Below are 21,680 nucleotides of genomic sequence, written 5' to 3' on the forward strand. Positions count from 1 at the left end.
GCCGTGCGCCCCAGGGCGGCACGGTCCCACTGAAAGGAAGTTGCGGATGGCATTCGGCCAGCCACGCATCGAATACAAGACCAGCGCCCAGATGCGCTCCATGCACGAGGCCGGACTCGTCCTCAGCCGGGCCCTCGACGCCGCCGTTGCGGCCGCCGCCCCTGGTAAGACAACGAAAGACCTCGACGCCGTGTTCGCCGCCGTGCTCAAAGACGCCGGAGCCACCTCCAATTTCCTCGGTTACCACGGTTTCCCGGCCACGATCTGCACCTCCGTCAACGAGGAGGTGGTGCACGGCATCCCCGGTGACCGCGTCCTCCAGGACGGGGATATCCTCTCGATCGACGGAGGCGCGATCCTTGATGGCTGGCACTCGGACTCCGCCCGCACCGTGATCGTGGGCACCGCCGACCCGGAGGACCAGAGGCTCTCCGACGTCACCGAGGCCGCGATGTGGCATGGGATTGCCGCACTGGCGACCGGCAAGTTCGTCGGCGACATCGGAGTCGCCGTCGACGACTATGTGTCCGCGGTGCCCGGCAAGGCTTTGGGCATCCTCGAGGACTACGTGGGCCACGGCATCGGCTCCGAGATGCATATGGCCCCGGATGTGCCGAACTACCGCACCAACCACCGCGGGCCGAAGATCCGCCCCGGGCTGTGCCTGGCCATTGAACCGATGCTGGTGCGTGGCAGCATCGAAACCGCCGTGCTGGAGGACGACTGGACGGTGGTGACCACCGACGGCAAGCGGTCCTGCCAGTGGGAGCATTCCGTGGCGGTCCACGAAAAGGGCATCTGGGTCCTCTCGGCACCCGACGGGGGAGCCGCCAAGCTGGCCCCGCTCGGCGTCGTGCCCGTCCCGATTCCCTGACCGGTCCGAAACCGAACCTTGGCTCGGCCATCCTGACCGAAGACGCCTGCGACGCGCTCCGGCGCTGACGACGCGCATCGTGGCCCGTGATACGAGGAATCCCTGACGACGCGCATCGTGGCCCGTGATACGAGGAATCCCTGGCGATGCTGGTAAACCAGCGTCGCCAGGGATTCGTCGTGTCGGCAGAGGTCCGGCGCCGCGTCAGCTCTTGAGCTTGGGCTTCACGTCCTTGGTGTAGATGCCTTCCAGCGTTGCCTTGAGCGCCGTCATGGTGGCCTTGACGTCCCCCTGCTGGGTGAGGATAGCGGCGGCGGACTTGGCCATCTCCTGGTCCGCGCCGGGCAGGAACACGCGCGCGTTGTCCTGGACCCGGGTCACGGCCAGCTGGTCCATCGCCGTCTTGATCTGCGGGGTGGCGGCCAGCACGGAGGTCATGTCAGCCGAGGTGCGGGTCGGCATGTAGCCGGTTGCCGCGGAGAACTGCGCCGTGTTTTCCGGTGCCGTCATGAACTTCAGGAAGGTGGCGGCTGCGAGCTGCACCTCCTTGCTGACACCGCTGGGGATTCCCAGGCCAGCGCCGCCGGTGGGGCAGACCGGGCTTTCGTTCTTCGGACCGCCCGGCAGGTAGCCGACGCCCACGTTGAACTTCGCGGACTTCAGGACCCCCAGCAGGGAACCCGTGGAGGAGATGGTGGACGAGGTGATGCCCGCGGCGAAGTCGTCGGCGGCTTCCTTGGACGAGACGCCGGCCCACTTGTCCTTGAAGATCGAGTCCTGGGCCCACTGCAGGGCGGCGACCGACTCGGCGGAATCACAATTGAAGGTCCAACCGTTGGACCAGCTGCCGCCCCAGCCCCACAGGTTGTTCTGCAGCGTCCAGCCTGCGTAGCCGGCCAGCGCCGGGTAGATGTAGGCGTACTGGGCGCCGGAGCTGGCCTTCAGCTTGGGTGCCCACTCGGCAAATTCCTGCCACGTCTTCGGAGCGCGGTCCGGCAGCCCGGCGGCCTTGAAGTGGTCCTTGTTGTAGTAGAACAGCGGGGTGGAGCGGCCGTAGGGGAGCGCCCACTGCTTGTCCTCGTACTGGTAATCGGCGATGAGGGACTTCTGGAAGTCATCCACCTTGATGTCCAGCTGCTTCACCAGGCTGTTCAGGGCGATGATGTTGCCGTTGGAGAAGTAGCGGAACCACCACACGTCGGAGAGCACCACAAGGCCCGGGAGGCCGGACTTCGCAGCCTGCGAGGTCTGGAACTTCTGCGCGATTTCCTCATAGTTCGCCCCGGCGGTGACCAGGTTGACCTTGATGTCCGGGAACTTGGCGTGGAACTTCTCGATGATGGCCTTCTCCACGTCCTGGGACTTGCCCGGGTGGTTGGACCAAAAGTCGATCGAGGCTGCGGGCTTGACGCCGGAGAAATCGATGTCGGCGGCAGCGGTCGCAGCCCCGGTGCTTGCAGTGGACGGGCCTCCGCAGGCAGCCAGCGCGGCGGCACCGGCTCCGGCGCCTGCCAGTCCCAGGAAATTCCGGCGGTCAAGATTCAAAGCCATGGTGGATCCTCTCGATGATGCTGACTGTGGTGACTGTGGTGACGGTGGTGACTGTGATTGAAGGGGAAAGTTCGAACGCAGCGTCACCCGGTGACGCTGCCCTGGGTCAGGCCGGCCACGATGTAGCGCTGCAGCGCGGCGAAGACCAGCAGGATGGGGACGATCACCAGGACGGCACCGGCCATCAGGATGCCCCAGCCGGAGCCGTTGCCCTCGGAGTTCTGCAGCAGGGTCAGGCCCACCGGCAGGGTCATCGTTTCGGGGCGGTCGGTGATGATGAGCGGCCAGATGTAGTCATTCCATTCGCTCACGACGACGACGAGCGCGACCGTGGCGATCGACGGGCCGGAGACTGGTGCCACGATCTGCCACAGGCGGCGCCAGTGGCCGGCGCCGTCGATCTCTGCCGATTCCAGGATGGAGGCGGGCAGCGTCATGAAGTGCTGGCGCAGCAGGAAGGTGCCAAACGCCGTGCCCAGGCCCGGGAGGATGATGCCCCACAGGGTGTTCTTGCCGCCCATCCCGGCAATCAGGATGTAGTTGGGCAGGATGGACACCTGCGGGGGGACCATCAGGGCCACGAGGATCAGCACGAAGATGACGTTCTTGTACGGGAACCGGACGAACACCAGCGCATAGGCGGTCAGGATGGCCAGGAGGACCTTGATGGTGGCGCCCACGCTGGTGACAATCAGGCTGTTCATGAAGAACTGGGCGAACGGCACCGTCGTCATGGCGATGTTGTAGTTCTCGAGATTTACGCCCTCCGGCAGGATCTTCAAGTCCATGGTGATGATTTCGCCGGGCTGCTTGAAGGAGCTCAGCACCATCCACAGCAGGGGCAGGAACACCACCAGGGTGGTGAGGATCAGCGGAAGGTAGCCGCCGGCAATGGTCTTCGTCAGGTTGGCCCGCGAGAACGGCCGGTGGCGGTGCAGCGGAATGTCGGGACCGGAATCCGGAGCGGAGGCGGGGCCGGCCTGGGCGGCGGGATCGGGGCTGACGGGGGAGAGCAGGCTCACGAGTAGTGCACCTTCCGTTCGACGAACCGCAGTTGAAGCACGGTGATGATGAGCAGGATGGCGAACAGAATCACCGAGATTGCGGCCGAGTAGCCGGCCCGGTTGAACGCACCGAAGGCCTGGAGATAGGCCTCGTAGATCAGCGTGCTGGTGCCGTTGCCCAGCGGGGTCATAATCCGGATCAGGTCGAAGGCCTGCAACGAGCTCAGCATGGTGGTGATGAGCAGGAAGAACGTGGTGGGGGAGAGCAGCGGCAGGGCCATGCTGACAAAGCGCCGGAAACCGTTGGCTCCGTCCAGTGACGCGGCCTCCATGACGTCCTGCGGGAGCGACTGCAACCCGGCCAGGTAGACGACGGCGCAGTAGCCGAGGTTTTTCCAGACGTAGACGATGATGACCATGACCAGGGACAGTTGCGGATCATTGATCCACTGGGGGCTCTGCTGGCCGAGGCCGCGCAGGAGCCAGGCGAGCACCCCGTAGCCGGGATCGAAAATGAACAGCCAGACGAGGCCGACGCCGACCCCGCTGAGCACGTACGGGGCGAAGACGGCTGAGCGCGCGAACGTCGTCCCGCGGATCCTGGAGTTCAGGGCAAGGGCCACCAGGAGGCCCAGGACCATGGAACCGCCGACCGTGATAACGGTGAAAACGGTGGTGGTGCCCAAGACCTTGGTGGCGTCCGAACTCGTGAAGAACGTGACGTAGTTGTCGAAGCCCACCACGGTGGCCGACGCCGAGCCGAGGGTCCAGTCCAGGGTGGAGTAGTAGATGTTGTTGAAGAGCGGGAGGTAGGTAAACACCGCAATCAGGAGGAGGTTAGGGAGGGCCAGGGCCAGGAAAACGAAGAAGTCCCGGCGGGTTCTGGCGGACCAGCGGGCGCGCGGCGCAGCGGCCGGCCTGGCCTCCACGACAGCGCGGGGGCGGTAGGTCAATTGTCGAGTCATTCAGGTCTCTAACGGGTCCGTGCCTGCCGGTGGCAGGCGGGTGGGCGGGGATACCTTGCTATCACTTCACCACATGGTTGGTGGCCAAAATCCCGCCCAAGGCCCCAGCAAAGCTTTGTTGTCCAAGGCTTCGTCGCCTGTTCACATCGTGTTGCATGGAGGATTACATAACGCTTGTTTGGGCCACAGCCACGCGGCCGCGATTCGTCCAGGCGATGGAGTGGCGCCTGTGGGCAGTCGCCGCCGCGGGGGCGCACAATAGAGCCATGACTGCGATTACGGATGTGCCGGGCGTGAGGGTGGGCCATGCCGGCAGGGTGGGTGAAGGCTGGCTGAGCGGGGTGACGGTGGTGCTGCCGCCGGCCGGGACGGTGGGCTCCGTCGATGTCCGGGGCGGCGGTCCCGGGACGCATGAAACCGATGCCTTGGACCCAACAACACTGACCCGTACCGTCGATGCGATCGTCCTCAGCGGGGGAAGCGCCTACGGCCTTGCCGCGGCCCACGGCGCCCAGCGCTGGTGCGAGGAGAACGGCAGGGGGTTCGCCGTGCCCGGCGGCCTGGTCCCGATCGTGCCGGCCGCGGCCATCTTTGACCTTGGCCGCGGCGGGGACTTCGCCGCGCGCCCGGACGCCGCCATGGGCTACGCGGCCACCGCGGACGCCGCCGCCCGGCAGGAAGGGCACGACGTCGAACGAGGCAACGTAGGAGCCGGCACCGGAGCCCTCATCGGCCGGGGCAAGTACAAAGGAGGCGTGGGCACAGCCTCCATCACCTTGGACAACGGCGTCGTGGTCGGAGTCCTGGCCGTAGTTAACGCGCTGGGACTGCCCTTTGAAACATCAGTGGCTAACGCCGCAAAGAGCGCGAATCCGGACGGGGCGGCGGATCCGGAACCCGGCAGCGTGCGTCTATGCGGGGGCCACGACGGCGGGGTTCCCTGGCCGAGCTTGCGAGGCGAGGGTGCCGGTGGGGAGGAACGAGCGAGCACGCAGAGGGTTTCGAATTTGCCGCCCCTCAACACGACACTCGTCGTCGTCGCAACCAACGCGATGCTGGACAAGGCCGAATGCAAGCGCACAGCCTCTGCCGCCCACGCCGGACTGGCCCGTGCACTGAATCCCAGCCACACCCTGGCCGACGGCGACACGGTCTTTTGCCTCGCCACCGGCGCGCTCGCACTGGACCGCAGCAGCGAGTCCGCGCGGCAGGTGAGCCTCATCACCCTGCAGAGCGCGGCAGCCGACGTCGTGCGCCTGGCCATCCTGGACGGGATTGCCCGCGCGGAAGCCGTGAGCACGCCGGCGGGCGATTTTGGTGCATACGGACGCTGAGTGCGCTACGATTGCTGGATTTAACATTCGGGCGGTAATGCCGTAATGTTGTCTGTTGGTTGTCTGCCCTGTTGTGCCCTTTTGTGGCCGGGAGGCATCAGCCAATCAATCAAAAACGTCCGCGGTCATTTCCGGTGCAAGCCGGAGGGCTGCGGCAAACAACAGTTAGCGGAGGGTATGGCCAAGAAGGACGGGGTCATTGAGATCGAGGGCGTTGTGACTGAGGCGCTGCCTAACGCGATGTTTCGCGTTGAGCTCACCAACAAGCACATCGTTCTGGCACACATCTCTGGAAAGATGCGCCAGCACTACATCAGGATTCTCCCTGAGGACCGGGTAGTGGTGGAGCTGAGCCCGTACGACCTGACACGTGGTCGTATCGTCTACCGCTACAAGTAAACACTGGCCGGCCAAAGCAACAGCTCAAAGCCGGTCCAGCTGACCAACTGCAACACGCAAAGGAACGCCATGAAGGTCAAGCCGAGCGTTAAGCAGATCTGCGAAAAGTGCAAAGTGATCCGCCGTAATGGCCGGGTCATGGTGATCTGCGAGAACCCGCGCCACAAGCAGCGCCAGGGCTAATTTCCCTCTTCGGGAAATCCTGGGTTGCTAACCCACGCAAGTAAATAAAAGGCAGCACAAGCTGATCTGGGACATATGGGCCCGTACAGCTAACCCCCGGTCGGAGGCTGGGGCCGCACGGTTTGTGCGGGTGTACTGCCTACGACCTCCGGTTTATTCAAGGAGCACTGCCTCTATGGCTCGTCTCGCTGGCGTAGACATTCCCCGCGAAAAGCGGTTGGAAATTGCGCTTACTTACATCTACGGCGTGGGCAAGACCCGTGCACACGAAACCCTGGCTGCCACCGGCATCAGCGCGGACGTTCGGGTCAAGGACCTGTCCGACGCCGAGCTCGTCCAGCTGCGTGATTACATTGAAGGCAACTACAAGGTTGAGGGTGACCTTCGCCGCGAAGTAGCAGCAGATATCCGCCGCAAGGTTGAAATCGGCAGCTACGAAGGTATTCGCCACCGTAAGGGCCTGCCAGTGCGCGGACAGCGTACAAAGACGAACGCGCGTACCCGCAAGGGCCCGAAGCGCACCGTCGCAGGCAAGAAGAAGACGCGCTAAACCGCTCGTCTTCCACCCGATAACTTTCTGTAGGAGAAAAAATGCCCCCGAAGACTCGTGGCGCGGTTCGCAAGCCGCGTAAGAAGGACAAGAAGAATATCGCGCTGGGCCAGGCGCACATCAAGAGCACCTTTAACAACACCATCGTTTCCATCACGGACCCGAACGGTGCTGTCATCTCCTGGGCTTCCTCCGGTGAGGTTGGCTTCAAGGGCTCACGTAAGTCCACCCCGTTCGCAGCCCAGATGGCCGCCGAAGCCGCCGCAAAGCGTGCGCAGGAGCACGGTATGCGCAAGGTTGACGTATTCGTCAAGGGCCCGGGTTCGGGACGCGAAACGGCTATCCGTTCACTGCAGGCTGCTGGCCTTGAGGTTGGATCCATCCAGGATGTAACCCCCAGCGCCCACAACGGCTGCCGTCCGCCGAAGCGCCGCCGCGTCTAAGGCTTTCCAACGCACCGGTGCTTGCCCGGACCTTCAATGGTCCGGGCAAGCCCGGCGGCGTTAAGTCTTCAGACCGATCTTTCCACCACCTGTGTTGCGTCATATAGCGGATGCTCGCCGAAAGGAAACCTAAGTGCTCATTGCACAGCGCCCCACCCTCTCCGAAGAGGTCGTCTCCGATAACCGCTCCCGTTTCATCATTGAACCGCTGGAGCCCGGTTTCGGTTACACCCTCGGAAACTCCCTCCGCCGTACCCTGCTCTCCTCCATCCCCGGTGCCTCTGTCACGAGCATCCGGATCGATGGCGTGCTGCACGAGTTCACCACGGTTCCGGGTGTCAAGGAAGATGTCACTGAGATCATCCTGAACATCAAGAACCTGTCGGTTTCCTCCGAGCACGACGAGCCGGTTGTTGCCTACCTGCGCAAGCAGGGCCCGGGAGTCGTCACCGCCGCGGACATCGCTCCGCCGGCCGGCGTCGAATTCCACAACCCGGATCTGCACATTGCCACGCTGAACTCGAAGGGCAAGTTCGAACTCGAACTGACCATCGAGCGCGGCCGCGGCTACGTTTCGGCAGCTCAGAACAAGTCTGGCGACTCCGAGATCGGCCGCATTCCGGTCGACTCGATCTACTCGCCGGTCCTGAAGGTTACTTTCCGCGTGGAAGCTACCCGTGTTGAGCAGCGCACTGACTTCGACAAGCTCATTGTCGACGTCGAGACCAAGCAGGCCATCGCCCCGCGCGATGCCGTTGCTTCGGCAGGTACCACCCTGGTGGAACTGTTCGGGCTGGCCCGCGAGCTGAACACCGCAGCTGAAGGTATCGAGATTGGCCCGTCGCCGACGGATGCTGCCCTGGCAGCAGACATGGCCCTGCCGATCGAGGATCTGGACCTCACCGTCCGTTCCTACAACTGCCTCAAGCGTGAGGGCATCCACACCGTGGGTGAACTCGTGGCCCGCTCCGAGGCCGACCTCATGGACATCCGTAACTTCGGTGCGAAGTCCATCGATGAGGTCAAGGCAAAGCTGGTTGAACTGGGCCTGTCCCTCAAGGACTCGCCTCCCGGTTTTGACCTCGCAGCACGCGCCGCAGCAATTGAAGAGGACGACGCCGCTTTCAGCGACGACGAGCTCTAACAAACAGATCTTGGCCTGCCGGCTGTCTGCACCATGGTGTGCGCAGCCCAACGGCTTCCATATGAGGAGAAACTATTATGCCTACCCCCGCTAAGGGTCCGCGCCTCGGAGGCGGAGCAAGTCACGAGCGTCTGATGCTCGCGAACCTGTCCGCAGCACTGTTCGAGCACAAGCGGATCACCACCACGGTGACCAAGGCCAAGCGACTGAAGCCCTACGCCGAGCGCCTGGTGACTTTCGCCAAGCGTGGCGACCTGGCTTCCCGCCGTCGTGTACTCGGCTTGATCAGCGACAAGGGCATCGTCCACGAGCTGTTCACCGACATTGCACAGGCAGTGGAGAACCGCAATGGCGGCTACACCCGCATCACCAAGATCGGCAACCGCAAGGGCGACAACGCTCCCATGGCTGTCATCGAACTGGTTCTCGAGCCGGTTTCCGCCAAGCAGGCAGTCGTAGCCGAGGCTACCCAGGCTGCCGCCAAGGCTGCCCCGGCAGCTGAGGAAGCCCCCGCCGAGGCCGAGGTTGTCGAGACCGAAGCCGCTGCGGCCGAAGAGGCCCCGGCCGCTGAAGCTGCCGGGACTGAAGCAGCAACCGAAGAGGCTCCGGCCGCTGAGGAAGCCGCCGCTGACTCCAAGAAGGACGCGAAGTAATTCGCTGATTTCTTCGCATAGACTTAAGTCTATGAACGACCAGGAACCCGCTGCCCCCGTTAGAGGGGGCGGCGGGTTTTTGCGTATCCGGCTTGATCTCGCGTACGACGGCGGACCCTTCAGCGGGTGGGCCGTCCAGCCCGGCAGGCGGACCGTCCAGGGCGCGCTCGAAGAGGCCATCGCGATGCTGATCCGCAGGCCCGTCCGGGTGACCGTCGCCGGGCGGACCGACGCCGGTGTGCACGCCCGCGGCCAGGTGGTCCACATGGACCTCAGCGAAACGGAGTGGCTGGGCCTCAACCGCGGCGTGGAACTGGATCCGGCCGTGGCGCTGCTCCGCCGCCTCCGCGGGTCCCTCAGCCGGGTGCTGGGGGAGCTGACCGGGTCCATCGAGGTCCATCAGGTCCGCATCGCTCCCGAAGGATTCGACGCACGGTTTTCCGCGCTGTGGCGCCGCTACAGCTACCGGATCGCAGACGGACCCGCCCTCTGGGACCCGCTGGGCCGTACCTCCACGCTGTGGCATCAGGAAGAGCAGGATGTCGGACTGCTCAACGAGGGCGCCTCGGAGCTGCTGGGGCTTCAGGATTTCCGGTCCTACTGCAAGCCGCGGGAAGGTGCCACCACCATCCGGGAACTGCAGCGCTTCGAGTTTGCCCGCGGTGCGGACGGGGTTCTGGTGGCCACCGTCCAGGCCGATGCGTTCTGCCACAACATGGTCCGGTCGCTGGTGGGCTCGGCACTGTATGTGGGGGCCGGCATCGAGAAGCCGGGCTGGCTGTACGAACGGCTGCTGGCCCGCCAGCGGGACGCCAAGTCCGTGCTGGCCGCCCCGCATCCGCTGGTGCTGGAGGAAGTGGCCTATCCCTCGGCCAGCGGGCTGCTGGCGAGGGCCGAGCTGACGCGCGCGTTGCGCCAGTAGGACGGCCCCGGGCCCGGACTAGAAGGCCGGCGGGGCGGCCTCGGCGGGAAGCTCGAGGGTGAAGGTGCTTCCGCGGCCGGGACGCGTGCTGCAGGAAATCGAGCCGCCGTGCCGCTCCACGATTGCCTTGGTGATGGACAGGCCCAGTCCGGCGCCGGGAATCGAGCCCTCCCGGACCGCGGGGCTGCGGAAGAACCGGGTGAAGACCCGCTTGGCGTCGGCGGCTGTCATCCCCATCCCGGCATCCTCCACACGAAGCAGCACGCGGTCGCCCTCGGTGCTGGCGGAGATGTGGACGCTGCCGCCGTCGGGGGAATACTTGATGGCGTTGGACACGAGGTTGTCCAGGGCCTGGCTGATCCGCAGCGGATCCACATGGGCCCAGAGCGGGTCAGGGAGGTCCATGGAGAGCGAGACCCGGGACGCCTGGGCGTGGGCCTGGGCCGAACCGAGACTGGCTTCGACCAGGCTGGCCAGATCGGTCCGGCGCGGGTGGACGTGCACCGTCGAATTGGCGGACATCAACAGGTCGGAGACGAGGGCCAGCAGGCGCTCGGCGTTGCGTTGTGCCACTTCGATCCGTCGCACGGTGGTGGTGGAGAGCGCCGCCGAATCACCAAGGGCCAGGTCCAGGTTGCCGATGATCGAGGTTAACGGCGTGCGGAATTCATGCGAAACGGTGGATAAGACATCGTCCTTGACGGCCAGGGCATCGACCAGGCCGGTAACCTCGTTGAACACGACGACAGCGCCGCGGAAGCCGCCGTCGTCGCCCGTCAGCGGACGCGCCCCCGTGGAAACTACCCGGCTGCCCGGGGCCTCGCCAAAGCGCACCAGGTAGTCCGCGAAGGACTCCCCGGACGAGGCCCGACGAATGGGGCGCCGTTCCAGGGGGAGGGGTGTCTCCTGGTCCTGCCCGGTCAGCAGCAGTTGTGACTCCTCCGCCCCCTGGGCGGAGCCAGCGGGCGCCGCGGACTCCTCCAGGGCGGACTGCCAGCTGTTGGTCAGCAGGCGGCGGCCTGCCGCGTCGACCGCAACGATGCCGACGTCGACAGTGTCCAGGATGGTGTTGAGAAGCCGTTCCCGTTCCCGGCTGTCCGCGAGCAGTGCCTGCAGTTCCGCTTCCTTGGCCTCGGTCCGCTGCTGCTCCTGGTGCACGCGCAGCCGGGTAAAGCGCAGGGCAACGGACACGGCAAGAGTCATGCCGGACAGGAGCAGGAGGGCGGCGACCCGGTCCGGGGCGGAGGCGGATCCCGTGGCCAGTAGCCAGGGCAGGCCTGCCAGGAGCGGCCCGAAGGAGCTGATGGACAGGCACGCCGCGGAGGACAACGCGGAGGTGGAGATCCAGGCCACCGGCAGGATGGACAGCACGCCAACGTCTGGCAGGCCGTCGACGCTGCCGCCTCGGCTGAGTCCGATCGCCAGCAGATCGAGGACCGGGATCACCAGCGGGGCGAGCGGTCCAAGCCGTTCCCACGGCACCAGGAAACAAGCCAGCACGAGCGCGGCGTGCAGGGCCAAAGCCGAAGCGAACCAAGGCTCGTCGAAGGGCCCGGACCAGCTGGCAGGGGAGGCCAGCACAACAGCGGCCATGGCGAAGGTCAGCGGCAGTTGAAACACCAACACCCTCGCCCGTGGTCCCAGGGCCCTGAAGTAGCCGTCCATCCTTCGGACCAGTCGCTGTTCACTCACTAAAGCCGCGCTCCTTCCGTGCTGCTCCAGTTTTACACCCGCTGTCACACAAACTTGACACAAAGCTTAGTAATGTGGCTTCTGTTACTGCGCCGGAACCGGTTTTTCCCGGCCATCGTGGGTATTCTGACAATGCCGGTGGGGGGCCGCGCGATAGGCACTGCCGGCGCGTCCGCGTCGGGGCAGGGAGCAGGACCGGATGTGAGGGGGGCCATGACTGACCTTGGAGTCGCTGTCGTCGTAGAGGATGACGAAGACGTTCGAAACCTGGTCGAAGCCGTGCTGAGCCAGGCGGGCTTCGAGGTCCATTCGGCCGCCCGCGGGCGCGAAGGGGTGGACGTTGTCCGGCGCCTGGAGGCCGACGTCGTCACCTTGGATGTGGGCCTGCCCGACATCGACGGCTTCGAAGTCCTCCGCCGGATCCGGCAATTCAGTGATGCCTACGTCGTGATGTTGACAGCCCGTACGGACGAACTGGACACCCTGACGGCGCTGCATACCGGGGCCGACGATTTTATGACGAAGCCGTTCCGCCCCCGCGAGCTCCGCGCCCGGGTGGCGGCCATGATGCGGCGGCCCCGCCAGGACGCGATCAGCGGGGCACCCGCTCCGGAAGGTGCTGCCGCGGCTGTCCCGGCCCCGCAGGACTCCGTGCTCCGCCACAATGGGCTGGCCCTTGACCCGGATGGCCGCACGGTAACGGTCGACGATGTGCCCGCAAGCCTGACCCGCAGCGAGTTCGACTTGTTGCATGCCCTGCTCAAGGGAGCCGGTGCGGTCCGGTCCAAAACAGACCTGGTCCGGGTGGTGCGGGGCGAGTACTACCGGGCTGACGCATACATCGGCGAATCCGACGAACGGGCTGTCGAAGTCCACATCGGAAACCTCCGGCGGAAGCTTCGCGAGGATCCGCTCCAGCCGCGCTGGCTCCAGACGATCCGCGGCGTGGGGTACCGGCTCGCTCCCCGCCGGGACTAGCTGTCCCAGAGGATGTAGCTGTACTGCAGTTCATCCACGGTGTCGCTGCCGCTCTCGGCAACATTCCCCAGGAGCGAGCTGGCCCGGTCCATGTCGCCGCCGCGGATGGCAGCCTCAAGTTCTCCGGCGAGCCTGGCGAGTTGTACTCCGCCCACCATGGCCGAGGACGTTTTCAGGCTCAGCACAGCCTCCAATGACTCCGCCTGGTCCCGGCGTCCCAGCGCCGAGGCAAGGCAGCGGTAGCGCTGCTCCCACATCCTGGCGTAGTCCCTGGCGAAACCTTTGGCGACGGACGGGCTGTCCAGCTGGGTACCGAGATCCTGGAGCGCCGCCGGGTCAACCAGGGGTGGAGTTGGAGGGTCCTGGGCGGGGAAAGTGCTCGCTGTGTCGTCGTCGGGCAGGGCTGCTGGAAAGGACATGTGCCTACGGTACTTTGTGTCGCTGCCATTGTTCCGCGCTCCCGGCATTCCTGCGGAAACCTTGCGGCATTCCGGGGGGCCGCCTGGGTGCGGCTGTCGCCGTCAATGCCCGCTGAAGGTGTTGATCGCGTTGATGACGGCAGGGCCCAGGATGGCAATGAAGAGCACCGGGAAGATAAAGAAGAGCAGCGGGAACAAGATGGTGACGGGCAGCTTCATGGCTTTTTCCTCGGCCCGCTGCCGGCGCTTGACCCGCATGACTTTCGCCTGGATCCGGAGCACCCGGCTGATCGCAATGCCGTACGTGTCCGCCTGGACCACCGCCTGGACGAAGCTGCGCAGCTCCGGGATGTTCGTCCGTTCGGAGAGCGCCAGGTACGACTCGCGGCGGCTCCGGCCCACCTGCATGTCCTGGAGCGTCCGGACGAGTTCCTCGGCGAGGGGGCCCTTGCCGTTCTCGCCGGCGCGTGCCATGGCTCCTTCGAAACCCAGGCCTGCTTCCACGGAGATCAGCATCTGGTCCAGGGTGTTGGCGAGCTCCAGCTGCATGATCTTCTGCCGTTCCTGTCCCTTGCTGTAGAGCAGGAGGTCCGGCATGAAGTAGCCCAGCAGTACTACAAAGACTCCCACCAGCTTGATGACCGGCGTCGGGCCGCTGGAACTGATGTAGTAGCCGAGCAGCGCCCCCAACAGTCCCAGCAGGGGTTTGGCCGCCAGGACCCGTCCGAGGGGCAGGGAAGCGGGACGTCCTGCGAGGGACAGCAGCTTGTCGAGTTTGCGGACATACCCGGCCGGTGTCAGCCGGTAGCCGATCCGCTCCAGCAGCTTGCTCTGAATCTGTTCCGGTTGCCCGGCGGTGTCCGTCCCGAGCGCCAGCATCGTCCGGACGGCCCGCTGGGACGAGCGGTCGACCGAGAGCAGTGACCACACCAGGTAGCCCAGCGGAACGGAGACCAGCAGCAGGGATATCAGCACTACGGAGTTCACGGGCGCCTCAGAACTTCAGGTCGATGATCTTGCGCATCCACAAGCCGCCGATCGTCATCAGGATGATGGACGCCGCGATCATGCCCCAGCCCAGCGGGTGGGTGAACATCACGTTCATGTAGCCGGGGTTGACCAGCATCAGCATGACAACAATCCCGATCGGCATGGCCATGAGGATGTAGGCGGAGAACTTGCCCTCCGCGGCGAGGGACTTGATGTGGCCCTTGATTTCACTGCGCTCGCGGATGGTTTCGTTGACCTGGTCCAGGACCTCGGCGAGGTTTCCGCCGACTTCCCGGTTGATCTGGATGGCCTGGGCGATCCAGACGAAGTCCTCGTTCCGCATCCGCTCGGCCGTGTCGTTGAGGGATGACTGCAGGTCACGTCCCAGGCTGGTTTCGGTGACCACCCGGCGCATCTCTTCCGCCGTCGGGCTCAGCGATTCGGTGGCCGCGGCGTCGATGGCACGCAGGATGCTGTGCCCGGCACGGAGGCCGCCGGCCAGCAGCTGGAGTGTGTCGCCGAGTTGTAAGTCAAACGAATTCCGGCGCTTGCCGGCCAGAAAGCCGAGCACGAGGTGACCCACCAGCGGGGATACCAGGACGAAGAGAACCGCGAGCAGCGGACCGGCCACGACCAGCCCGGCCACAGCTCCCACCAGCGCGCCGGCCAGCACGAGGATGAAAAAGTCGGCCTGGCTCATCCGGAGGCCGGCGTTCTCCAGCGCTTCCCGGTTGAAGAGCCGGACCTTGCGTTGCGAGAAGAAACCGTCGACCAGGTGCACTGCCGAACCGGCGAACCGGGTCAGTTGGGAGTCGGGTTGGTTCTGGACGGGTCTCCGCCGGTCCAGCGGCACGCTGGCGCTGCCTGTGGCCAGCAGCGCGTAGCCGAGCAGCAGCACCGCCGTGAAGAGCAGCCCGACTCCGAGGGGCAACAGCGTCATCCTCGGCTCACACCCTTCCGGCCGCGGTCAGCGGGGCGGCAAATACGCTGGGGGAGACGTAGATGCCCAGATCCTCGAAGCGGTCAATGAAGCGGGGGCGGATTCCGGTGGGGACCGGTTTGCCGAGGAAGCGGCCGTGGGCGTCGACGCCGGCCGAGTAGTCGAAGACGAACGCGTCCTGCAGCGTGACGATGTCCCCTTCCATGCCCTGGACCTCGGTGACGTGGGTGATCCGGCGGGTGCCGTCGCGGAGGCGGGAAATCTGGACGATCAGGTTGACGGCGGAGGCGATCTGTTCCCGGATCGCCCGCAGCGGCAAGTCCATGCCGGCCATCAGCACGAGGGTTTCGAGGCGTGCGACGGCGTCGCGCGGCGAGTTCGAGTGGACCGTGGAGAGGGAACCATCGTGGCCGGTGTTCATGGCCTGGAGCATGTCCAGCGATTCGCCGCCGCGGACCTCACCCACCACGATCCGGTCCGGGCGCATACGCAGCGAGTTGCGCAGCAGTTCACGGATGGTCACTTCGCCCTTGCCTTCGGTGTTGGGCGGACGGCTTTCGAGCCGGACCACGTGACGCTGCTGGATCTGGAGTTCCACGGCGTCCTCGATGGTGACGATCCGCTCGTCGTCGGGCAGGAAGGAGGAGAGCACATTAAGCAGCGTCGTCTTGCCGGTGCCGGTGCCGCCGGAGACGATGATGTTCAGCTTCGCCTTGACGCAGGCGTTGAGAAGTTCGGCCATTTCCGGGGTCAGGGTGCCGAACTCGATGAGGTTCCGGACCGTCAGCGGCACCTTGCTGAACTTTCTGATGGTCAGCGAGGAGCCGCCCACGGCAAGCGGGGGGATCACGGCGTTGACGCGGGAACCGTCCTCGAGGCGCGCGTCCACGAGCGGCGAGGACTCGTCGATGCGGCGGCCCACCTTGGAGACGATCCGCTCGATCACTTTGCGCAGGTGGTCTTCGGAGCTGAACCGGGATTCGGTCAGGGTCAGCTTGCCGTGCCGTTCGACATAAATCTGGTCCATGCAGTTGACCATGATTTCCGTGACGGCGGGGTCGTCCAGTAGCCGCTGCAGGGGGCCGTAACCGAGAACATCATCGGCTACGTCCTGGACGAGGCGGGAGCGTTCCTCGACAGAGAGGGGGACCTGCTCGGCGTCGATGATCCGGATCAGCTCCTCCCTCGCCGAGGTGCGGAGGTCGTCCTCCTTGACGGCGGAGTCGTTGAACCGGCTCCCCATCCGCTCGAAGAGGGCGGTCGCGGCGCGTTGCTTGAGGGCCGCGAAGACATCGACCGGCTGCTGGGCCTTCGACCGGTACGTCTCCGCCGGTTCGGCGAAAACCGGCGGAACCGCGACGGCGGCCTTCCGGAGTTCGACGGCGGCGGCACGTGCCGCCGCCGGCTCGGGCCGGGCCGCCGGCTGCGGCGGCGCGGGGTGCGCGGCAGGTGCGGGGGCCGGGGGCAGTGTGCCCTCGGCGGTGCGGAGCCGTTCGGAGAGCTTCATCTAAACCACCACCCGGCGGTGCAGCTTCTTTTGCGCCGTGGCCCGCCACGCAGGATCGAACCTCGCCACAAGTTGCTTGAGCCCTTTGACGGCAGGGTCCTTGCGGCCATCCTGCAGGACCGGAATGCCGCGGTTCGTGGAGAACGCCACGGCTTTGGAGCGGGGGATGCTGACATCCACGGGTGCACCGATGGTGGCCTCCACGTCCTGAACGCTAAGCCCGGACTTGGAATCGGCCATGTTCAGGACAACATGGCGGGTTTCCGGCAACAGGTCCAGCCGGCGCAGGATTCCGAGGCCCGAGCGGAGCCCCCGGATACTCGGAACGTCCATGGCCGTGACCCAGACGACGTCCGTGCACTGCTCCATGGCGGCCAGGCCTACCTCGGGCAGGCCGGGAGCGGTGTCCACCACGACGTACTGGAACTGTTCCGCGAGTTGCTCGAGGAGCCGGGAGACCTGTTGTGGGGTGATGTCGTCGGCTTCCTCCGGGCTCCGCGGTGCGCAGAGGGCATAGATGTTGCTGGGGTGGACGGTCAGGAACGCCTTGAGCACCAGGGAGTCGTGGCTGGCGGCGGTCGAGACCGCATCCATGACGGTGTGCTCCGGGTTCAGATAGAGTCCGGAAGCCACGTCCCCGAACTGCAGGTCCAGGTCGACAATAACGACGCCCATCGGGGCGACCTTGCCCAGGCCGATGGCGATGTTGGTGGCGATGGTGGTCTTGCCGACGCCGCCCTTGGGGGAGAAGACACCGATGACCAGGCCTTTGGGTCCCTCGGCCTGTTGGACGGTTGAGGTCCGGCTCCGGCTTGTGTAGGACTGGCAGGCCCGCTCCAGCAGCATGCGGATCTGGGCCGGATCCGCGTCCGGGCTGAGGATGTCCCGAATGCCGGCGCGCATGGCGAGCAGGATGAAAGCGGGGTCCGGCTCGCCGACAAGGATTACGCTGAGCTCCGGCAGCTGCACATCGAACACAGTGGCGAGTCGCAGGGCGTCCTCGACCGGCATGTCCGGCCCCAGGATAAGCACCTCGGGACGCTCCTGGTTGAGGTTTGCGAACAGCTCGCCGGGGTCCGACGGGTTGACGAACGCGAAGGTCTGCAGCCCGCCTTGGAGCCCGCCGGCCAGGGCTTGGCGGACGCGGGAGTCGAAGTCGGTGTTGGGGGTGATCAGGACAAAGCGGCTCATTTGTAAACCTCGCTCTTCTGCATGATTCCGGGGCCGCTCTCCTTGGCATTGAGCGGTTCCTTGCTCAACCACAGGGTGGCGAATTCGGAGGCGAAAACAATCTTTGCGGCATTGACGTCGTTGACGGCCACGGTCAAAAGCAACATGCCGGTGGGCAGCGAGGTGTCCTCCACCGGGCCGGCGGCCGGGCCGCTGGCCGAGGGCTGCGGGGTGGGGGCGGCCACCGGGGCCCGCTGCACTCCGGTCACCAGAACCTTGTGGATGGACAGCTGGGTGGTTTCCTTGTCCGGCTTGGCTTCAATGCCGCCGCTCTTCATGGAGATGAACACGCCGACGTAGTCTCCGGGGGTGACCTTGCCGCCGACGACGCGCTGGGGATCAACCTGGAAGGAGATCTCCTGCAGTCCCTCCGGCACTGCCACGCTGCCGCTGGACTTGAGTGCTTCCGGTGCGACCAGCCGTTCCGCAACGAGCTGCTCGCCGGGCAACAGCTCCACCGCGGTTACCTTCCCGGCCTGGCCGTCCAGGTTTTTCAGCGCTGACTTGGTGACAGCCTTGCCGGGCAGTTCCTCGCTCGCCACGAAGGCCGCCAGGGCTGCAACCGTGGTGCCTGCGGGCACGGCCTTCTTGACGACGAGGACGGAGACCGGGTCCAGCCCCTGAACCGCCCTGGAGTCGGCGCCCTGGGCATAGCTGACCACCAGCAGCGCCCCGAGTATCGCCAGGACAAGGGCGGCGACGCCGGCCAACAAGCGTGACTTCAAAGACTGCTCCTGAATGTAAAGGGTTCGGGTGTGCTGAAAACTATTGGGTGAGGCGGACTATGTCGGTCCCGGAGTCCTCGGTGGTCACTCCGTAGGTGTAACCGTCGGCCAGCGAGACATACTGGATAAAGCTGCCGATGATGCCGCGGCAGTTGTTGGTGCAGGCGACGGAACTGGGCACTGTGGGACTCGTGTGGTGAAAGGACTTCGGCAGCTCGTTATCAGTGCCGCTGAATTTCCATCCCTTGACGTTGAACGCAGCAAAGGACGTGAGCTGGTACTTGGCGTTGGCCCCTGTCCCTGTCACTCTGTTGAAGACCGGCAGAAGGGCAATGACGTCTTTGCCGGCGGTGATGTCCTTCGCCCACTTCTGCAGCACGCTGTCGCACACGGTGCCCGGGTAGCTGTTGCCGGAACTGCTGCTGGCGTCGCCCGCCTCAATGTCGATGAGGCCGCCGCACACGCCCGGGCTGCCCACCAGCCAACCGAAGCCGCCGGGAACGGGGGCTCCGGAGGGTCCGTACAGACAGTCGGGATTCGCGTTGTCGCCGTGGCTCTGCAGCTGCTGCAGGCTGCCGTCCACGTGATACCTCACCTGGCAGACAGAGAAAGCGAGCGGAAACGGCAAGGGCCCTGCCACCGGTTGGCCCCACCGTACAGTGGCCCGGGCTATGACCTCGGCATTATTGAACCCCAGTGCGCGGGCAAAAAAGAGCGAGACCCTGTTGGGTTCCTTTCCGGGTTCCTGGGCGCCCGCGGTGACGGTGACCGTGCCGGCGGTCTTGTCCAGGACGACGGCTTGGACGTTGCTCGCCCCGTCGCCGGCGTTGCCGTTCGCGAGGCGGACGGCGAGCGCGGATGTCGTTGAGCAGTCGACGTCGTTGACGTTGCGGGCGCATTTTTGCGCGATGGCAAGGGCTGCCGCGTCGGCCCCGTTGCGGAGCTGGGTCCGCTCGGCGTACAGCATTCCGACGTCGACTGCCAGGGCTGTGAAACCGAGCAGTGACACCATGAGAATGGCGATGAGGACGCTGACGGCACCGCGCTCGCGGTCCTCGGGCTTGGGGAGCCTGCTTAGCCGCCGCACAGCATCACCCCCCGGCCTTCCATGGGAAAAGGTCCTGCGATGCCTGTCATGGTGGACAGGTTGTAGGTGATCTTGAACGTCAGCTGGGCGCCCGGGGTACACGTCGCCGGGCTGATGGTGATGTTGGTGTCGCTGAGCGCGGGTTGCAGGGCAACGGCTGCGTTTATGGCCGCAGTCTTGGCGGCGGTTGGGTTGTTCCCGATCGTCATAACCCGGACCCCTTCACGCGCGGCGCTGGAAAGGGAGATCTGCACGTTGTAGGCCCGGCCGAACTCCATGATGCCGAGCAGCAGCATGACCAGCACCGGTGCCAGGAGGGCGAACTCCACCGCGACGGCGCCCCGTTCCTTTGTCTTGGACATGGGGCACCGCCTTCCTGGGTCGCTGGTGTCACGCCTGAACTAAACAGGGTTGGGAAGGCCTGAGCCCTACCCAACCCTGTCCAGTCGCAATGGGTTCCTACTTCGAGCAGGTACCGGGAGTCGTCACTGTGCCGACGGTGGTGGCTGCGCCCATGGTTCCGCCCTTCATCGAGCAGCTAACGGACTCAAAGGTGGAGTTCAGCTGGCCCCCGAGGAGGCCTACGGCGACGATGATCACGACGGCGATGAGGGAGACCATGATGCCGTATTCGACGGCGGTGGCGCCGCGCTGGTCGCGGCGAAGGCGGGTGGCGAGGTTGGAGAAAAAGGAACGCATGGGTGACTCCTGAGCGAGTTGGGCGGCTGGCCCTGCACCAGCACTGAGAGGAACTTAGCAAGCAGCGACACGCCGACGATTCGACCTTGATGCATCCTGTGCCAAGGCTTGCCAAACTGCATGTTCCCTGTACGTTCCCTGCGCAGATTCTGCGCTGGGATTGCGCCTCAGCGCAGACACAGGAGGACCCCCTTGGCTCTGGGGTCCAAGGGGGTCCGGTTTCTGGGGCGCAATTGCGCCGGTGCGGGAGCGTTTCAACCCGCATTGCCAGGAGGCGAGGTGGCTAGGGGAGGCCCAGTGCGGCCCTGACCCCGTCGCTGAGCCCGTTGAAGTAGATGTTCAGCGCGGTGCCGAAGGCGCCCACCCCGGCCACGATGACGATGGCGATGAACCCGACGAGGATGCTGTACTCGGTGGCCGTGGCGCCGTCTTCGTCTGATAGGAACCTGGCGACTACTTTGTCGAAGTGGCCTCGGACCCGTGCTGCGATGCTGGACATGCGGACTCCTAGGAGAATGCGGCGATGATATTCATAACAGCGGGACCCAACAAGATGATGAAGAGCGTGGGAAAAATGCAGAAAATCAAGGGGAAGAGAATCTTCACCGGGATCTTCATGGCGTGTTCCTCGGCGCGTTGCCGCCGCTTGGTGCGCATCTCCTGCGCCTGGCTCTTGAGGACCTTGGCAATGGCGATGCCGTAGGCGTCCGCTTGGACAATCGAGCGGATGAAGCTTCGGAGGTCCGCAACATCAACGCGATCAGCCATCGCCAAGTAGGCTTCCTTCCGCGAGCGTCCTACCTGGATGTCCTGCAGAGTACGGACAAACTCATCGGCCAGGGGGCCCGTGCCGTTCTTACCGGTGCGGCCCATTGCTGCTTCAAAACCCAGCCCGGCCTGAACCGAGATGAGCATCTGGTCCAAAGCATTTGGCAGTTCCTGCTGAATGGCGGCGCGCCTCTTCTGTGCATGGCTCCTGATGAGCAAGTCCGGGGCGAAATAGCCGAACGCAAGCGCGCCAACGAGGATGGCAAGCTTCACTGGAGACGGACCGGCAGCGAAATTGAGGATACCGACCACCCCTGCACCGAAGGCCAACAAGGGCTTGGTGACCAGTAGGCGCTCCAGCGGCCATTTCTTGGGCCGCCCGGCCCCAGCCAGCTGTTTGTCCAGCCACGCTTCGTAGCTGCCGGGTGTCAGGCGCAGAATGAAGCCCGTGTACCGCTGGGACAGCGAGGCTACTCCGTCGGACGCCTTGGCGCTCAGGCCGAGATTTACCTGGACGTTGCGGGCGCCGGCATGGTCGGTGCTGAACGCCAGCCAGACCAGGAGGCTGGCGGGAATAACGATGGCGAGCATGGCGCCGAGCGCTATGGGTGACATGTGCGGCC

General features: G+C 65.2%; 25 protein-coding genes. 10 read left to right on the forward strand and 15 right to left on the reverse strand.

Annotated elements, in window-relative coordinates; all coding sequences use genetic code 11:
* Positions 1-46: 46 nt before the first annotated feature.
* Positions 47-874, forward strand: coding sequence for a type I methionyl aminopeptidase (map, locus tag GXK59_RS03175; protein WP_160664312.1), 828 nt, complete (start codon positions 47-49; stop codon positions 872-874).
* A 204-nt stretch (positions 875-1,078) separates the two neighbouring features.
* Here the strand turns inward: map and GXK59_RS03180 are convergent, their stop codons facing one another.
* The 3 genes from GXK59_RS03180 to GXK59_RS03190 form a co-directional block, all read right to left on the reverse strand.
* Positions 1,079-2,425: an ABC transporter substrate-binding protein gene (locus GXK59_RS03180; protein WP_160664314.1), complete on the reverse strand. Its 1,347-nt coding sequence runs from the start codon at positions 2,423-2,425 to the stop codon at positions 1,079-1,081.
* A gap of 83 nt (positions 2,426-2,508) precedes the next feature.
* Positions 2,509-3,447, reverse strand: a complete 939-nt coding sequence (locus GXK59_RS03185; protein WP_160664316.1) for a carbohydrate ABC transporter permease — start codon at positions 3,445-3,447, stop codon at positions 2,509-2,511.
* Positions 3,444-4,394, reverse strand: a complete 951-nt coding sequence (locus GXK59_RS03190; protein ID WP_202129050.1) for a carbohydrate ABC transporter permease — start codon at positions 4,392-4,394, stop codon at positions 3,444-3,446. The genes GXK59_RS03185 and GXK59_RS03190 overlap by 4 nt, the downstream gene beginning before the upstream one ends.
* Positions 4,395-4,660: 266 nt before the next feature.
* On the opposite strand from GXK59_RS03190, the gene GXK59_RS03195 reads away from it, so the two are divergent.
* The 8 genes from GXK59_RS03195 to GXK59_RS03230 all read left to right on the forward strand — a co-directional run bounded on the left by GXK59_RS03195 (position 4,661) and on the right by GXK59_RS03230 (position 10,022).
* Entirely contained in the window at positions 4,661-5,728 is a 1,068-nt protein-coding gene (locus GXK59_RS03195; RefSeq protein WP_160664318.1) for a P1 family peptidase, read from the forward strand.
* Positions 5,729-5,905: 177 nt separating this feature from the next.
* Positions 5,906-6,127, forward strand: coding sequence for a translation initiation factor IF-1 (gene infA / locus GXK59_RS03200; RefSeq protein WP_009358723.1), 222 nt, complete (start codon positions 5,906-5,908; stop codon positions 6,125-6,127).
* Positions 6,128-6,196: 69 nt separating this feature from the next.
* Entirely contained in the window at positions 6,197-6,310 is a 114-nt protein-coding gene (gene rpmJ / locus GXK59_RS03205; protein ID WP_009358722.1) for a 50S ribosomal protein L36, read from the forward strand.
* A 175-nt stretch (positions 6,311-6,485) separates the two neighbouring features.
* Positions 6,486-6,860 carry a 30S ribosomal protein S13 gene (rpsM, locus tag GXK59_RS03210; RefSeq protein WP_024366110.1) on the forward strand — a complete coding sequence of 125 codons (375 nt, stop codon included), beginning with the start codon at positions 6,486-6,488 and terminating at the stop codon, positions 6,858-6,860.
* A 41-nt stretch (positions 6,861-6,901) separates the two neighbouring features.
* Positions 6,902-7,303 carry a 30S ribosomal protein S11 gene (gene rpsK, locus GXK59_RS03215; RefSeq protein WP_018773682.1) on the forward strand — a complete coding sequence of 134 codons (402 nt, stop codon included), beginning with the start codon at positions 6,902-6,904 and terminating at the stop codon, positions 7,301-7,303.
* A gap of 133 nt (positions 7,304-7,436) precedes the next feature.
* Entirely contained in the window at positions 7,437-8,447 is a 1,011-nt protein-coding gene (locus GXK59_RS03220) for a DNA-directed RNA polymerase subunit alpha (protein WP_024366109.1), read from the forward strand.
* Positions 8,448-8,524: 77 nt separating this feature from the next.
* Entirely contained in the window at positions 8,525-9,100 is a 576-nt protein-coding gene (rplQ, locus tag GXK59_RS03225) for a 50S ribosomal protein L17 (RefSeq protein ID WP_160664320.1), read from the forward strand.
* A gap of 31 nt (positions 9,101-9,131) precedes the next feature.
* Complete coding sequence (locus tag GXK59_RS03230) at positions 9,132-10,022, forward strand: tRNA pseudouridine synthase A (RefSeq protein WP_160664322.1); 891 nt, start codon at positions 9,132-9,134, stop codon at positions 10,020-10,022.
* A gap of 18 nt (positions 10,023-10,040) precedes the next feature.
* On the opposite strand, the gene GXK59_RS03235 is transcribed toward GXK59_RS03230, so the two are convergent.
* Complete coding sequence (locus tag GXK59_RS03235; protein ID WP_337248055.1) at positions 10,041-11,714, reverse strand: sensor histidine kinase; 1,674 nt, start codon at positions 11,712-11,714, stop codon at positions 10,041-10,043.
* Positions 11,715-11,927: 213 nt separating this feature from the next.
* Between GXK59_RS03235 and GXK59_RS03240 the strand changes: the two genes are divergently transcribed.
* Entirely contained in the window at positions 11,928-12,692 is a 765-nt protein-coding gene (locus GXK59_RS03240; RefSeq protein ID WP_160664324.1) for a response regulator transcription factor, read from the forward strand.
* Here GXK59_RS03240 and GXK59_RS03245 read toward each other — a convergent pair.
* From GXK59_RS03245 to GXK59_RS03295, 11 genes are all read right to left on the reverse strand, one after another.
* The gene (locus GXK59_RS03245) at positions 12,689-13,111 is read right to left on the reverse strand and encodes an Hpt domain-containing protein (protein ID WP_160664326.1); all 423 of its coding nucleotides are present in this window, start codon (positions 13,109-13,111) and stop codon (positions 12,689-12,691) included. The two genes, GXK59_RS03240 and GXK59_RS03245, sit on opposite strands and share 4 nt — an antisense overlap.
* A gap of 102 nt (positions 13,112-13,213) precedes the next feature.
* A complete protein-coding gene (locus GXK59_RS03250) occupies positions 13,214-14,098 on the reverse strand; it encodes a type II secretion system F family protein (protein ID WP_160664328.1) in 885 nt (294 codons plus the stop codon).
* Positions 14,099-14,105: 7 nt separating this feature from the next.
* Entirely contained in the window at positions 14,106-15,041 is a 936-nt protein-coding gene (locus GXK59_RS03255; RefSeq protein ID WP_160664329.1) for a type II secretion system F family protein, read from the reverse strand.
* A gap of 7 nt (positions 15,042-15,048) precedes the next feature.
* The gene (locus tag GXK59_RS03260; protein WP_160664331.1) at positions 15,049-16,548 is read right to left on the reverse strand and encodes a CpaF family protein; all 1,500 of its coding nucleotides are present in this window, start codon (positions 16,546-16,548) and stop codon (positions 15,049-15,051) included.
* Entirely contained in the window at positions 16,549-17,739 is a 1,191-nt protein-coding gene (locus GXK59_RS03265) for an AAA family ATPase (protein ID WP_160664333.1), read from the reverse strand.
* Positions 17,736-18,503, reverse strand: a complete 768-nt coding sequence (gene cpaB / locus GXK59_RS03270; RefSeq protein ID WP_160664335.1) for a Flp pilus assembly protein CpaB — start codon at positions 18,501-18,503, stop codon at positions 17,736-17,738. Before cpaB ends, GXK59_RS03265 begins: the two co-directional genes overlap by 4 nt.
* A gap of 40 nt (positions 18,504-18,543) precedes the next feature.
* Positions 18,544-19,590, reverse strand: coding sequence for a Tad domain-containing protein (locus GXK59_RS03275; RefSeq protein WP_160664337.1), 1,047 nt, complete (start codon positions 19,588-19,590; stop codon positions 18,544-18,546).
* Complete coding sequence (locus tag GXK59_RS03280) at positions 19,578-19,952, reverse strand: TadE family protein (protein WP_160664339.1); 375 nt, start codon at positions 19,950-19,952, stop codon at positions 19,578-19,580. Before GXK59_RS03280 ends, GXK59_RS03275 begins: the two co-directional genes overlap by 13 nt.
* A gap of 97 nt (positions 19,953-20,049) precedes the next feature.
* Entirely contained in the window at positions 20,050-20,289 is a 240-nt protein-coding gene (locus tag GXK59_RS03285; RefSeq protein WP_160664341.1) for a Flp family type IVb pilin, read from the reverse strand.
* Positions 20,290-20,572: 283 nt separating this feature from the next.
* On the reverse strand, positions 20,573-20,788 hold the full coding sequence (locus GXK59_RS03290; protein ID WP_160664343.1) for a Flp family type IVb pilin: 216 nt from the start codon (positions 20,786-20,788) through the stop codon (positions 20,573-20,575).
* A gap of 8 nt (positions 20,789-20,796) precedes the next feature.
* Positions 20,797-21,672 (reverse strand): type II secretion system F family protein, encoded by an 876-nt coding sequence (locus tag GXK59_RS03295; RefSeq protein ID WP_160664345.1) that lies wholly within the window; start codon positions 21,670-21,672, stop codon positions 20,797-20,799.
* Positions 21,673-21,680: the final 8 nt, after the last annotated feature.

The sequence above is a fragment of the Pseudarthrobacter sp. ATCC 49987 genome, from assembly GCF_009928425.1.
In the GTDB taxonomy this organism is placed as follows: domain Bacteria; phylum Actinomycetota; class Actinomycetes; order Actinomycetales; family Micrococcaceae; genus Arthrobacter.